Raw genomic sequence first — 13,041 nt, forward strand, 5'->3', positions numbered from 1 at the left:
GGGGCGCGCCCCGCGCCTCAGCCCTGCTTGAGCTGCGGGAACGCGGCCAGGCCCGGGTAATCGGCCTGTTCGCCCAGCTCCTCCTCGATGCGCAGCAGCTGGTTGTACTTGGCCACGCGGTCGGAGCGGCAGAGCGAGCCGGTCTTGATCTGGGTTGCAGTGGTGGCCACGGCCAGGTCGGAGATGGTGGTGTCCTCGGTCTCGCCGGAGCGGTGGGAAACCACGGCGGTGAAGCCTGCCTCGTGGGCCATGGCGATGGCATCCAGGGTCTCCGACAGGGTGCCGATCTGGTTGAACTTGATCAGGATGGAGTTGCCCACCCCCTCGTCGATGCCCCGCTTGAGGATCTGGGTGTTGGTGACGAAGAGGTCATCGCCCACCAGTTGCACGCGGTCACCGACCTTGTCGGTCAGCGCCTTCCAGCCGGCCCAGTCCGACTCGTCCATCCCGTCTTCGATGGAGATGATCGGATAGCGGTCGCACAGGTCGGCCAGGTAGTCCGCGAAGGCTTCCGCGGAGAACTCCCGGCCCTCGGACGCCAGATGGTAGACGCCGTCCTGGTAGAATTCGGAGCTGGCGGCATCCAGCGCCAGCCAAACGTTCTCGCCCGCCTTGTAGCCGGCCTTGTCGATGGCCTCCAGAATCACCTCCAGGGCCGCCTCGTTGGAGGGCAGGTCGGGGGCGAACCCGCCCTCGTCACCCACGGCGGTGTTAAGCCCGCGGGCCTTGAGCACCTTCTTGAGGGCGTGGAAGATCTCGGTGCCACACTGCAAGGCCTCGGAGAAGCGGTCAAACCCGGTGGGCATGACCATGAACTCCTGGATGTCGACGCTGTTGTCCGCGTGCTCGCCGCCGTTGAGGATGTTCATCATCGGTACCGGCAGGGACCAGGGCCCCTCGGGGCTGAGGTAGCGGAACAGCGACTGGCCGCGCTCGGCAGCGGCGGCGCGGGCGGCGGCCAGCGATACGGAGAGCAGCGCGTTGGCGCCCAGCTTGCCCTTGTTGTCGCTGCCGTCCAGCTCGCGCATGCGGTCGTCCAGGGCGCGCTGACCGGAGACGTCCATCCCCTGCAGGGCCTCGGCGATGACGGTGTTGACGTTTGCCACCGCCTGGCGAACCCCCTTGCCCAGGTAGCGGCCGGCCTCACCATCACGCAGTTCCACGGCCTCGCGGGTACCGGTGGAGGCGCCGGACGGCACCGCTGCGCGGCCCATCACGCCGGAATCGAGGATGACGTCGGCCTCCACGGTCGGGTTACCACGGGAGTCCAGGATTTCACGTGCCTTGATCTGCTTGATGGTCCCCATCGGTTCCTCTTCCAAATACGATCAGAAACGGTTTGATATTCGGTGTCGGATTACAGGCCCTGCTCGGTGAAGCCGCGCCCCTTGACCACCTGGTCCAGTTCCATGAGCGTCTCCAGCAGTTCGGCCATGCGATCGAGCGGCCAGGCGTTGGGGCCGTCGGAGAGCGCCTTGTCCGGGTCCGGGTGGGTCTCCATGAACAGCCCGGCTACCCCGGCGGCGACCGCAGCGCGGGCCAGCACCGGGACGAACTCCCGCTGCCCACCCGAGGCACTGCCCTGCCCGCCCGGGAGCTGCACCGAGTGGGTGGCGTCGAAGACCACCGGGGCGCCGGTGTCACGCATCACGGCCAGGGCGCGCATGTCGGATACCAGGTTGTTATAGCCGAAGGAGACGCCGCGCTCGCAGACCATGATCTGCTCGTTCCCGGTATCCCGCGCTTTCGCCACCACGTGGCGCATGTCCCAGGGCGCGAGGAACTGCCCCTTCTTGATGTTCACCGGTCGGCCCTGTTTGGCCACGTTGCGGATGAAGTTGGTCTGCCGGCAAAGGAAGGCGGGGGTCTGCAGCACGTCCACCACCGCCGCCACCTCTTGCAGCGGGGTGTCCTCGTGCACGTCGGTGATCACCGGCACGCCGATCTGGCGGCGCACCGTCTCCAGCACCTTCAAGCCAGCCTCCAGGCCCGGCCCGCGGTAGCTCTCGTGGGAACTGCGGTTGGCCTTGTCGAACGAGGACTTGTAGATAAACGGAATGCCCAGCTCGCCGGCCATTTCCGCGAGCCGGCCGGCCGTATCCAGGGCAAGCTGTTCGGACTCCACCACGCAGGGGCCGGCGATAAGGAATAACGGTTTGTCCAGACCGACGCGATAACCGCAGAGATCCATGTTAATCCGCCCCCGTGGCGTGGTGTTGATACTGGACCCGCTCGACCGCCACCTCAGCCCTTGTGGTTGATGGCGGCGCGGACGAAGGCCGCGAACAGCGGGTGGCCGTCCCGCGGCGTGGAGGTGAACTCCGGGTGGAACTGGCAGGCCAGGAACCAGGGGTGGTCCGGCTGTTCCACCACCTCGACCAGTCGCCGGTCGTGGGACCAGCCCGAGAAGCGCAGACCGGCCGTTTCCAGCGCTTCAAGATAGTGGTTATTGAACTCGTAGCGGTGACGATGGCGCTCCTCTACCACGTCCTTGCCGTAGACCTCGCCCGCCAGCGAGCCCTCGGTCAGCCGGCAGGGCTGCGCCCCCAGGCGCATGGTACCGCCCAGGTCCGAGCCCTCGTCACGCTGCTCCACCGTGCCCTCCTCGGTCATCCATTCGGTGATCAGGCCGATGACCGGGTGGTGCGGATGGCGGGTGAACTCGGTGCTGTGGGCCCCTTCCAGGCCGGCCACGTTACGGGCGTACTCGATCACCGCCACCTGCATCCCCAGGCAGATGCCCAGGTAGGGGACCTTGTTCTCGCGGGCATAACGCGCCGCGAGGATCTTGCCCTCCACGCCGCGCTCGCCGAACCCGCCGGGCACCAGGATGGCATCCACGCCGTTGAGCGCCTGGGTCCCTTCGCGCTCCAGCTCCTCGGAGTCGATATACCGGATGTTGACCTTGTGCCGGGTACGGATACCCGCGTGGCGCAGCGATTCGTTGAGCGACATGTAGGCATCGGTGAGGTCCACGTACTTGCCGACCATGGCAATGGTGACCTCGCCCTCCGGGTTCTGCATGGCCTCGACCACACGGTGCCAGTCCTGCAGGTTCGCCGGCGGCAGTTCCAGGCCCAGCTTGTCCGCCACGATGTTGTCCAGCCCCTGGCGGTGCAGCACCTCGGGGATCTTGTAGATGTTGTCCACGTCCAGGCAGGAGACCACCGCCCGCGGCTCCACGTTGGTGAACAGCGCGATCTTGCGCCGCTCCTCTTCGGGGATGCGCTGACTGGCCCGGCAGACGAGGATATCGGGCTGGATGCCGATGGAGCGCAGCTCCTTGACCGAGTGCTGCGTGGGCTTGGTCTTCATCTCCCCGGCGGTCCCGATGAAGGGCACCAGGGTGAGGTGCATGAACAGGCAACGGCCGCGACCGAGCTCGGCGCCCATCTGGCGGATGGCCTCCAGGAAGGGCAGCGATTCGATGTCCCCCACCGTGCCACCGATCTCGATCAGGGCGATGTCCGCCTCGTCCGCACCCTGCTGGATGCTGCGCTTGATCTCGTCGGTGATGTGCGGGATGACCTGCACCGTGCCACCCAGGTACTCACCCCGGCGCTCCTTTCGGATCACGGACTCGTAGATCCGGCCGGTGGTGTAGTTGTTGTTCCGGGTCATTGTGGTGCGCACGAAGCGCTCGTAGTGACCCAGGTCCAGGTCTGTCTCCGCACCATCGTCGGTGACGTAGACCTCGCCGTGCTGGAAGGGGCTCATGGTGCCCGGATCCACATTGATATACGGATCCAGCTTGGTCATGGAGACGCTCAGGCCACGGGCCTGAAGGACGGTACCCAGGGAGGCAGCGGTAATACCCTTACCCAGGGACGATACAACGCCGCCGGTGATGAAAATATATCGGGTCATACAGGCTTCGCGGAGGTCTGAGTGTGGGCGGCCGGGGCTGGCCTTGGATGGGCGCAAACATTAGCAGAAGGGGGGAGAATTCACAACGGAGCCGGATGCCGCAGGGGGCCTCCCGCGGCGGGTGAACCGCTAGCCGGCGGGCCGGGCGCGATCAATCCGCGCCGGTATCCCGCCACTCCAGCCGATAGCCGGGCACCTGGCGGTAACGCCGCTCGGTCCCGATATTGGCCACCGCGACAATGTCCCCGCCTTGCCGCAGCACGGGGATGCGATCACGTTGCCAGGGGGGCACGCCCGCTTCCTGGAAGTAGCGTGAGAGCGGTCGGCGCCCCGGGCTGGTGTCCAGGCAGGCGCGCTCACCCGGGCGCCGTGGCCCGACGCTCAGCCCCGCCGCTGCCACCAGCGAGGCGGGGATACCCGCCTCCGCCGGCACCAGCCGCAGCTCGCCGATGCCGGGGATCACCAGGGGTTCGCGCAGATCCCACGGCAGCTCAGGAACCGGCCAGCGGGCGGGCCCTCCCGGCGGCAGGCGGAAAATCCGATCGCGGTAGCGGCGCAGTTCGCCCTCCGGCCAGCTGAGCACCGGTTGCCGGTCGGGCCCGGCCTGCAGCAAGTCCATCAGGCCCTGCTCCAGGCGGGCCCGCGGCGGGGGCCTGACGCCTGATTGGAGCAGCCAGTGGCGGACCAGGTTACGTGCTCGCGCTCCGCTCAACGCGGCCAGGGTAGGCACATGCAGCCCCGTACCGGCGGGCTGCCGGGCAAGGTCGAGTGCCGCCAGGTCCTGCAGCAACCCGTCGGCTTCCGCCTGCTCATGGGCCGCCCGGGCCAGCCGGTCGCTGACATCGGGCCAGCGGGCCGTGAGCACCGGCCACAGGGTATGCCGCAACCAGTTGCGGTCGTGCCCGGTATGTTCATTGGTTGGGTCGTCCACCCAGCTCAGCCGGTGTTCACTGGCGTAGCGGCACAGGGACTGCCGGCCCCAGGGCAGGAGCGGGCGCAGCAGTAGGTGCTCGCCCAGTGCACGGCGCCCGCGCATGGCGGCCAGCCCCCGCGGGCCGCTGCCACGCAGCAAATGGAGCAGCACTGTCTCGGCCTGGTCATCGGCGTGATGGGCGGTGAGCAGCACTTCCCCGGCCTCCAGGACACCGCTCAGCGCTGCGTAGCGGGCCCGGCGGGCCGCGGCCTCCAGGCCCTCGCCGCTGGTTCGCTCAACCGCTACCGGTAGGACCTGGCAGGCCACGCCCAGCTCACCGGCCACCCGCACACAGTGGCTGGCCCAGTCGTCGGCGGCCGGCTGCAGCCCATGATGGACGTGCACAGCACGCAGGCGAAGCACCCCCTCCGCGGCGAGTGTGCTCATCAGGTGGAGCAGGACGGTGGAATCCAGCCCCCCGGAGTAGGCGATACAGAACCGCCCCCCTGCCCCCTCGCTCTGGAGGCGCTGATGCAGGGCCCGGGGGGTCAGTGGGGGCGTGCCGACCATGATGGGCGGTGGCCCGGCGGGCGCCGGATCAGTCTCGGAACTGGCCGAAGGCCATCAGCCGACGGTAGCGCTGTTCAAGCAGGTGCGCCTGGTCCATGCCGTCCAGTGCCTGCAACTGCGCTCGCAGTTCGGCCCGCAGGCTCTCCATCATGGCGTCGGGGTTGCGGTGCGCACCGCCCAGGGGTTCTTCCAGGACCTTGTCGTTCAGGCCGAGCTCGTGCAGCCGTTGCGCGGTAATGCCCATGGCATCGGCCGCGTCGGAGGCCCGCTCGGCGCTTTTCCAGAGGATGGAGGCGCAGCCCTCGGGCGAGATCACCGAGTAGACGCTGTAGCCGAGCATCAGCAGCCGGTCGCCCACACCGATCGCCAGCGCACCGCCGGAGCCGCCCTCGCCGGTCACCGTGCAGATGATGGGGGTACGCAGCCGGGACATGACCTCGAGATTACGGGCAATGGCCTCGCTCTGGCCACGCTCCTCCGCACCGACGCCGGGATAGGCGCCCGGGGTGTCGATAAACGTGAACACGGGCAGTTCGAAACGCTCCGCCATGCGCATCAGGCGCAGGGCCTTGCGGTAGCCCTCCGGCCGTGGCATGCCGAAGTTGCGGCGGACCTTCTCGTTGGTGTCACGGCCCTTCTGATGCCCGATAACCATCACCGGACGGCCCTCGAAGCGGGCCGGCCCGCCGACAATCGCCGGATCATCGGCATAGGCGCGATCGCCGTGCAGCTCCTGGAAGTCCTCGAACAGCCCGTGGATGTAATCCAGCGCGTGGGGACGGTTCGGGTGGCGGGCCAGTTGGGCGATCTGCCAGGCAGTGAGGTTGGCGAAGATCTTTTCGGTGAGGACGTGGCTTTTATCCTGCAGCCGCTGGATCTCCTCGCTGATGTTCACCTCGGCGTCGTGGCCGACGTGGCGCAGCTCTTCGATTTTCGCCTCAAGCTCGGCGATGGGTTGTTCAAAGTCCAGGAAGTTCAGGTTCATCGGAAACAGGCAGTCCGGCATGTGGGGGCATAACGGTAACCGCCGGCAACGCCTGGCGCAAGCGGCCGCAGGCGAGCGGTTTCCCCGGCTACCGGGGCCCTTGGTCGTGCATTGCCTTGATCTGCTGCGACTGCTTATGCAGCGTGTACTGCAGCAGCTTCTGCTGGTCTTCCTCGTTGATGTGGTGAAAAGCCACCGCGACGCCCCATTGGCCCGGGGAATCCTCGTGACAACGCACCACCTTGCCACCGGCAAACACGGTACGCCCCATCTCCAGCAGGCCGAGTTTTACCACGATGTTTTCACCGACCAGGACCGGCTGCACCGTTTGGAAGGCCACGCCGCCGGCGCTCAGATTGACCTGCTGCAGATCGGCCCGGGAGTGGCGACGGTCCCAATGCAGCACCCGGTCGGCCAGCATCTCCAGGCGCTGCTCAAGCAGTTCGAACAACGCCCGCAGCTCCGGCTCCTGCACCCGCCGCAATTTCTCGGCACGACGGCTCAGTGCGGCGAAGGCCTCGTCGGCTTCAATGCCCTGATCCTCCTCCCGCCGGAGTTGCTCCATGACCGCCTGGACGCGCCCTTCGGGCACGGTGACCCAGCTGATCGCCAAGGTGTCCTCAATACGGAAATACTGGCGGCGTTCTTGGCCGCGCTGCTCTGGCCGATTCATTGTTCTCCCCCCTCAGCGCTAACCCTGCAACAATAACGCACTTCTCGCAAGGCTAAAGGGGCGCACCAGCCGCCGCGCCTCAACGCAGCTGAAACTCCACGGGCACGCGCCACTCCAGCTCCCGGTGGGGGACATCATCCGGAATGGCGGGCAGGCGTACCCGGTCGCGCATCGCTTCCACCTCGTCGTCCAGCAGCGATTGACCGGATGAGTCCACGATGCGCCACTCCACCACCTGGCCGTCGCGATCCATCCGGAAGTACAGCATTACCGTCCCCTCCAGGCGTCTGCGCTGGGCCTGGCGGGGGTACTGCTGCACCGCCTGGAGCTCGGCGCGCACCTCGGCGGCGAAGGCATCGTCGACCTCGCCCACCTCGCCGATCTCGACCACCTCCTCGTCGTCATCACCGGGGGTGCCGGCCTCTTCCGGCGTGACCTCATCCTCGTCTTCCACGACCTCGTCCGGCTCGACCTGTTCGGTGGGTTCCGGTTCCGGTTCGGGTTCCGGTTCGGGTTCCGGTTCCGGTTCGGGTTCGGGCTCGGGCTCCGGCTCGGGCTCCGGCTCTGGCTCCGGCTCGGGTTCGGGCTCCGGCTCCGGCTCGGGTTCGGGCTCGGGTTCGGGCTCCGGTTCGGGCTCCGGTTCGGGCTCCGGTTCGGGTTCCGGGGGTTCCGGGACCGCGGGCACCTCGGCGCCATCGCCGGCCAGGCGGATCTCCGCCACCTGGACGTATTCCACCTCTTCGGTATCCCGCTCACGCGGCAGCATCCAGGCCAGGCCGACGTGAAGCAGAGCCGCCACGCTCAAGGCCACAACCCAGTGCCGCCAATCCGGACCGCTGCTCACGTATCCTCCCTGCGGGTCAGCAACACCACCCGGTCGGCACCCGCCTCCCGGAGGTCATCAAGCACCGTCATGAGCGCGCCGGCACCTGCACCGCCATCCGCCTTGATCTGCACCGTCAACGCCGAAAGATCGCCCTCCCATGCGCTGAGCGCGGCGGGCAGTCCGGCAAGTTCCAACTCATCGCTGTTGAGTGCAAGCTCACCATCCGGTCCAAGCAGGATCACCAGCTCATCCGGATCGGTCTCCTCCGGGCTGGTGCTGATCGGTGGCGTCACATCGAAGGGCTCCGGCCGGGTGAACACGCCGGCGAGCATGAAGAAGATCAGCAACAGAAAGACGATGTTGATCAGGGGAATCACGTTCTCTTCCGGGAGCCGGCTCTCCTTCTGCGGCAACTTCATCAGAGCTACTCCCGGGCCAGGCTGAGGTTATGGCCGTCGGCATCACGAATGGCGTCCATGGCCGCAACCACCGCCCGCAACGGGGCATCGTCGTGGGTTGCCAGCACGATTCGGCGGTCCTCGTCGACGGCCAGTCCGTCGCGCACCCGCCTGATGAGTCCGTCGAGATCCACCGACTGGCCATCCATGCGGTACGCGCCGTCCGCATCGACGCTCACCCTCAGGGCGGTCAGGTCGGCCGCCTCCCCGCCGCCTTCACCCGCCGCGCTGACCGGCACTGCCCGCCACTCCGCGAAGGTGGTGGCCAGCATAAAGAAAATCAGCAGGATAAAGACGACATCGATAAGCGGGGTGAGGCTGACCAGCCGTGGTCGCCGTCGCCGTTGCTCAAGTTGCATGGGCGACGGCACGGGCCGGGCGACCCGCCTCGGAAGCCTCGGACGACGTCTCGTTCTGCTGGCTCTCCCAGGCCCTCGCCGTGAACACGCGGGTCACCGCGTCTTCGAGCCGGTGGCGGAACTGGTCGATGTAGCGCTCCAGCAGGCTGGCCAGGGCGATGGCCGGTATGGCCAGCGACAGCCCGGCGGCGGTGGTCAGCAGTGCCACCCAGATGCCCCCGGAGAGCAGAGCCGGGTCGACATTGCTCCCGCCCCCCTCCAGTTGCTGGAAGGCCTGGATCATGCCGATAACCGTCCCCAGCAACCCGAGCATGGGGGACAGCGCCCCGATCACCTCCAGGCCGCGGATCATGCTGCGCAGCCGCTCCAGGGTGCTGCTGGCCACCCGGGTAACCTCCTCCCGGACCAGGTCGGCGGGTACCCGCGGATCCAGGCAGCCGCGCATGGCCACTTCCAGCACCCGGCCGGCCGGGTTGCGGCTCCCGGCTACCGTGTCCAGCGCCTGCTGCGTCTGACCCTGCCCCCAGTGGTGCAGCGCCTCTTCGACAAAGCCCATCTGGGTGAGGCGGACGCTGCGGAATTGCCAGACCTTGAGCAGCACGATGGCCAGGGTCAGGACCGAGAGCGCGGCGATCAGCTTCAGGACCGGCCCGCCGGCATCCATAAAGGAGGCCAGCGCACCGAGGGTTCCGTTGGCGGTTTCTAGCATGGTGATGACTACCGGATTCGCCCGAGAATGGGGCTCAGACTATTGCGGATGAGAACTATTTTCAACAGGAAATCTTCCTGACCCGCCCGGAAATTGCTCCAGGTCAAGCATCACGCCCTAGTATTCCAGCCGAACCTGCTCCGGACCGGCCAGACGCTCCAGGCGGCGGAGTAATTCGTCACTGGGGTGGACACGCCAGTCGGGGCCCAGCCGCAGTCGCCCGCTGGCCTCCTCCCCGTGGTAGTCCAGCTGCACTTCACAGCGGCCCTGTCGATAGGGGCGCAGGGCCTCGTCCAGGGCATCGGCGAAGCCGTTGCCGGCCCCCCCCGCGGTGACCCCGACCACCAACCGGCGCAACCGGTCGGCCCGGGCGTCGGCGATATCCTGCAACTGCTCGACGGTGATCCGCCAACCGCCGGCGAAATCGTCGTAGTCCAGCTTGCCCTCCACCACCAGCACCCGGTCCACGGCAATCAGGCTGCGTAACCGTTCATAGGCCTCGGGGAAGAGCATGGCCTCCATGCGCGCCGTGCGGTCATCCAGGGCCAGGCTGGCCATGCGACCGCCATTGGCGGTGTTGCGCGTCCGCATGGCCACCACCAGGCCGACCACCCGCACCGTGGGCCCGTTCCGGCGCCGGCCGTTCTCCGGTTTTTCACCCGGATCGCCGGCCGCAGCCAACACCTGCGCGATGCGCCGTTCCGCCAGGTGGGGCAATTCCGCCTCGTAGGGGTCGATGGGGTGCCCGGTGAGAAAGAGCCCCAATGTCTCCTTTTCCGCCGCCAGCCGGTCGTGCTCGTCCCATTCCGGCTGTTCCGGGGTGGAGAAGTGGGGCACGGCCGCCTCCGCGGCCGGCTCGGCGTCGCCCGGCAGCCCGAACAGGTCGTCCTGACCGGCGGCGGCGTTGCGGGTCTTCTGTTCCGCAGCCGCCAGGGCTTCGGGCAGCCAGGCCATCCCGGTGGCGCGGTTCGGAATCAGGCTGTCGAGGCTGCCAGAGCGGCAGAGCGCCTCCAGCACCCGTCGGTTGACCTTGCGCAGGTCCACCCGGTTGCACAGGTCCTGCAAGTCCTGGAAGGGGCCGTTGGCATCGCGCTCTTCGATAATGGCATCCAGCGCCGACTGGCCCACGCCCTTCACCGCCCCCAGGCCGTAGATGATGGTGTGCTCGTCGGCCGCGCGGAAGCGGTAGCCGCTGCGATTCACGTCCGGCGGCTCCACCCGCAGGTCCATCTCCCGGCACTCCTCGATGAAGATCACCACCTTGTCGGTGTTGTCCATGTCCGAGGAGAGCACCGAGGCCATGAAGGGGGCCGGGTAGTGGTGCTTCAGCCAGGCGGTCTGGTAGGAGAGCAGCGCATAGGCGGCGGAGTGGGACTTGTTGAAGCCGTAGCCGGCAAACTTCTCCATCAGGTCGAAGATGGCCCCGGCATGCTCCTCGGTCAGACCGTGCTCCTGCGCGCCCTTGAGGAAGATCTCCCGCTGCTTGGCCATCTCGGCCGCTTTCTTCTTGCCCATCGCCCGGCGCAGCAGGTCAGCGGCCCCCAGGCTGTAGCCGGCGAGGGCCTGGGCAATCTGCATCACCTGCTCCTGGTAGAGGATGACGCCGTAGGTGGGCTTGAGGATCGGCTCCAGATCGTCGTGGTGGAGCTCCGGTGTCGGGTAGGCCACCTGCGCACGGCCGTGCTTGCGGTCGATGAAATCATCCACCATGCCCGATTGCAGCGGCCCGGGCCGGAACAGCGCCACCAGCGCGACGATATCCTCAAAGCTGTCCGGCTGCAGGCGCTTGATCAGCTCCTTCATGCCCCGCGATTCCAGCTGGAACACCGCGGTGGTCTGGCAGCGCTTGAGCAGGGTGAAGGTGTCGCGATCGTCCAGCGGGATCTGGGCGATATCCAGCGGGTCGTCGCCCCGCTGCTCCCGCAGCGCGTTCACCGCCTTCACCGTCCAGTCGATGATGGTGAGCGTGCGCAGGCCCAGGAAGTCGAACTTGACCAGCCCGACCTCTTCCACGTCGTCCTTGTCGTACTGGGTGGCGAGCCCCTCCCCCCCGGGCTCGCAGTAGAGCGGCGAGAAGTCAGTGAGCGGCGTCGGGGCGATCACCACCCCACCCGCATGCTTGCCCACGTTACGGGCCAGCCCCTCAAGCTTCAGCGCCATCGCCAACAGCGGGCCGGCCTCGTCGTCCTTCTCGTAGAGCTCCTTGAGTTCCGGCTCCAGTTCGAAGGCCTTGGTGAGCTGCATGCCCGGCTCGAAGGGCACCAGCTTGGCAATGCGGTCCACGTAGCCGTAGCCATGCCCCAGCACCCGCCCCACGTCACGGACAACGGCGCGGGCGGCCATGGTGCCATGGGTGGCGATCTGCGAAACCTTGTCCCGGCCGTAGCGTTCCGCCACGTATTCGATGACGTCGTCCCGCTGCTCCATGCAGAAATCGACGTCGAAGTCGGGCATGGAGACCCGCTCCGGGTTGAGAAAGCGCTCGAACAACAGGTCGTAACGCAATGGATCCAGGTCGGTTATCGCCAGTGCATACGCCACCAATGAGCCCGCGCCGGAACCGCGCCCCGGCCCCACCGGGATGTCGTGCTCCTTCGCCCAGCGGATGAAGTCGGCCACGATCAGGAAGTAGCCGGGGAAGCCCATCTGGTTGATGATGCCCAGTTCCCAGTCCAGCCGCTGCAGGTAGGTCTCGCGCACCGACGCCTCGGTCTCCCCCTCGGCCAACCCGCGCAGCCCCAGGCGCCAGTCCAGTCCGCGCAGGGACTCCTCGCGCAGGAACTCCTCGATGGTGAGCCCCTCCGGGATCGGGAAGTCGGGCAGCACGTTCTCGCCCAGGGTCAGGTCCAGGCTGCAGCGCCGGGCGATTTCGACGGTGTTCTCCAGTGCCTCGGGCAGGTCGGAGAACAGCGCTGCCATCTCCTCCGGGCTGCGCAGGTACTGCTGGTCGGTGTAGCGGCGCGGGCGCTTGGGGTCATCCAGCGCGTAGCCGTCGTGGATGCAGACCCGCACCTCGTGGGCGTCGAAATCATCGGCGGCCAGGAAACGCACGGCGTTGGTGGCCACCACCGGCACGGCGAGCCGGCCGGCCAGCGCGACGGCGGCATGCAGGTGGTCTTCGTCGCCCGGTCGGCCGATGCGCTGCAACTCCAGGTAGTAGGCATCGGGGAAGAGATCGGCGTACCAGCGGCATAGCGCTTCCGCCCGTTGGTCATTGCCCGCCAGCAGGGCCTTGCCCACATCGCCGTCCTTGCCCCCGGAGAGGACGATCAGGCCCTCGTGATCCGCCTCCAGCCAGTCGCGATGCACCACCGGCGTATCGTCATGGGTACGCCCCTCCTGATAGCTGAGGGAGATCAGCCGGGAGAGCGCGGCGTAGCCGTCCAGGTCGCGGCACAGCAGGGTCAGCGCCGAGTGGCCGGTATCACACCCATCGTCCTGAACGCGCACCTCGGCCCCGATGATCGGCTTGATCCCGGCCCCCAGCGCCTGCTTGTAGAACTTGACCATGCCAAACAGGTTGCCCTGGTCGGTCATGGCCACCGCCGGCATGCCCTGCTCCCCGACGGTGTTCACCAGCTCGGGAATACGCAGGATGCCATCGGAGAGGGAGAACTCCGAGTGAACGTTCAGGTGTACGAAACCGCTCTGGGCACTCATCGCTATCCGTCCAGTCCAGTG

The 13,041-nt window shown here is 67.4% G+C and carries 11 protein-coding genes; all 11 read right to left on the bottom strand.

Features of this window, described 5'->3' with window-relative positions; all coding sequences use genetic code 11:
• Positions 1 to 17 precede the first annotated feature (17 nt).
• Entirely contained in the window at positions 18 to 1,307 is a 1,290-nt protein-coding gene (gene eno, locus DFR31_RS03010) for a phosphopyruvate hydratase (protein ID WP_121441169.1), read from the bottom strand.
• Positions 1,308 to 1,357: 50 nt separating this feature from the next.
• A complete protein-coding gene (gene kdsA / locus DFR31_RS03015; protein ID WP_121441170.1) occupies positions 1,358 to 2,191 on the bottom strand; it encodes a 3-deoxy-8-phosphooctulonate synthase in 834 nt (277 codons plus the stop codon).
• Positions 2,192 to 2,244: 53 nt separating this feature from the next.
• Positions 2,245 to 3,867, bottom strand: a complete 1,623-nt coding sequence (locus tag DFR31_RS03020; RefSeq protein ID WP_121441171.1) for a CTP synthase — start codon at positions 3,865 to 3,867, stop codon at positions 2,245 to 2,247.
• 151 nt (positions 3,868 to 4,018) lie between these two features.
• Positions 4,019 to 5,350 (bottom strand): tRNA lysidine(34) synthetase TilS, encoded by a 1,332-nt coding sequence (gene tilS, locus DFR31_RS03025; RefSeq protein WP_121441172.1) that lies wholly within the window; start codon positions 5,348 to 5,350, stop codon positions 4,019 to 4,021.
• 28 nt (positions 5,351 to 5,378) lie between these two features.
• Positions 5,379 to 6,335 (bottom strand): acetyl-CoA carboxylase carboxyltransferase subunit alpha, encoded by a 957-nt coding sequence (locus DFR31_RS03030; protein ID WP_121442147.1) that lies wholly within the window; start codon positions 6,333 to 6,335, stop codon positions 5,379 to 5,381.
• 88 nt (positions 6,336 to 6,423) lie between these two features.
• On the bottom strand, positions 6,424 to 7,008 hold the full coding sequence (locus DFR31_RS03035; RefSeq protein ID WP_121441173.1) for a PilZ domain-containing protein: 585 nt from the start codon (positions 7,006 to 7,008) through the stop codon (positions 6,424 to 6,426).
• A 79-nt stretch (positions 7,009 to 7,087) separates the two neighbouring features.
• Entirely contained in the window at positions 7,088 to 7,852 is a 765-nt protein-coding gene (locus tag DFR31_RS03040; protein WP_245971070.1) for an energy transducer TonB, read from the bottom strand.
• Positions 7,849 to 8,253 (bottom strand): ExbD/TolR family protein, encoded by a 405-nt coding sequence (locus DFR31_RS03045; RefSeq protein ID WP_121441174.1) that lies wholly within the window; start codon positions 8,251 to 8,253, stop codon positions 7,849 to 7,851. Before DFR31_RS03045 ends, DFR31_RS03040 begins: the two co-directional genes overlap by 4 nt.
• A 5-nt stretch (positions 8,254 to 8,258) precedes the next feature.
• Positions 8,259 to 8,651 carry an ExbD/TolR family protein gene (locus tag DFR31_RS03050; RefSeq protein ID WP_121441175.1) on the bottom strand — a complete coding sequence of 131 codons (393 nt, stop codon included), beginning with the start codon at positions 8,649 to 8,651 and terminating at the stop codon, positions 8,259 to 8,261.
• Complete coding sequence (locus tag DFR31_RS03055) at positions 8,641 to 9,360, bottom strand: MotA/TolQ/ExbB proton channel family protein (RefSeq protein WP_121441176.1); 720 nt, start codon at positions 9,358 to 9,360, stop codon at positions 8,641 to 8,643. Before DFR31_RS03055 ends, DFR31_RS03050 begins: the two co-directional genes overlap by 11 nt.
• A 117-nt stretch (positions 9,361 to 9,477) precedes the next feature.
• Positions 9,478 to 13,020: a DNA polymerase III subunit alpha gene (dnaE, locus tag DFR31_RS03060; RefSeq protein WP_121441177.1), complete on the bottom strand. Its 3,543-nt coding sequence runs from the start codon at positions 13,018 to 13,020 to the stop codon at positions 9,478 to 9,480.
• Positions 13,021 to 13,041: the final 21 nt, after the last annotated feature.

The organism is Alkalispirillum mobile (assembly GCF_003664325.1).
Classification (GTDB): domain Bacteria; phylum Pseudomonadota; class Gammaproteobacteria; order Nitrococcales; family Halorhodospiraceae; genus Alkalilimnicola; species Alkalilimnicola mobilis.

Excerpts from the sequence above, each read along its gene's own strand:
- DFR31_RS03050 (WP_121441175.1), bottom strand. The coding sequence starts at position 8,651 with ATGCAACTTGAGCAACGGCGACGGCGACCACGGCTGGTCAGCCTCACC.
- eno (WP_121441169.1), bottom strand. The coding sequence starts at position 1,307 with ATGGGGACCATCAAGCAGATCAAGGCACGTGAAATCCTGGACTCCCGT.
- dnaE (WP_121441177.1), bottom strand. The coding sequence starts at position 13,020 with ATGAGTGCCCAGAGCGGTTTCGTACACCTGAACGTTCACTCGGAGTTC.
- DFR31_RS03030 (WP_121442147.1), bottom strand. The coding sequence starts at position 6,335 with ATGAACCTGAACTTCCTGGACTTTGAACAACCCATCGCCGAGCTTGAG.
- DFR31_RS03020 (WP_121441171.1), bottom strand. The coding sequence starts at position 3,867 with ATGACCCGATATATTTTCATCACCGGCGGCGTTGTATCGTCCCTGGGT.
- DFR31_RS03045 (WP_121441174.1), bottom strand. The coding sequence starts at position 8,253 with ATGAAGTTGCCGCAGAAGGAGAGCCGGCTCCCGGAAGAGAACGTGATT.
- tilS (WP_121441172.1), bottom strand. The coding sequence starts at position 5,350 with ATGGTCGGCACGCCCCCACTGACCCCCCGGGCCCTGCATCAGCGCCTC.
- DFR31_RS03055 (WP_121441176.1), bottom strand. The coding sequence starts at position 9,360 with ATGCTAGAAACCGCCAACGGAACCCTCGGTGCGCTGGCCTCCTTTATG.
- DFR31_RS03035 (WP_121441173.1), bottom strand. The coding sequence starts at position 7,008 with ATGAATCGGCCAGAGCAGCGCGGCCAAGAACGCCGCCAGTATTTCCGT.
- kdsA (WP_121441170.1), bottom strand. The coding sequence starts at position 2,191 with ATGGATCTCTGCGGTTATCGCGTCGGTCTGGACAAACCGTTATTCCTT.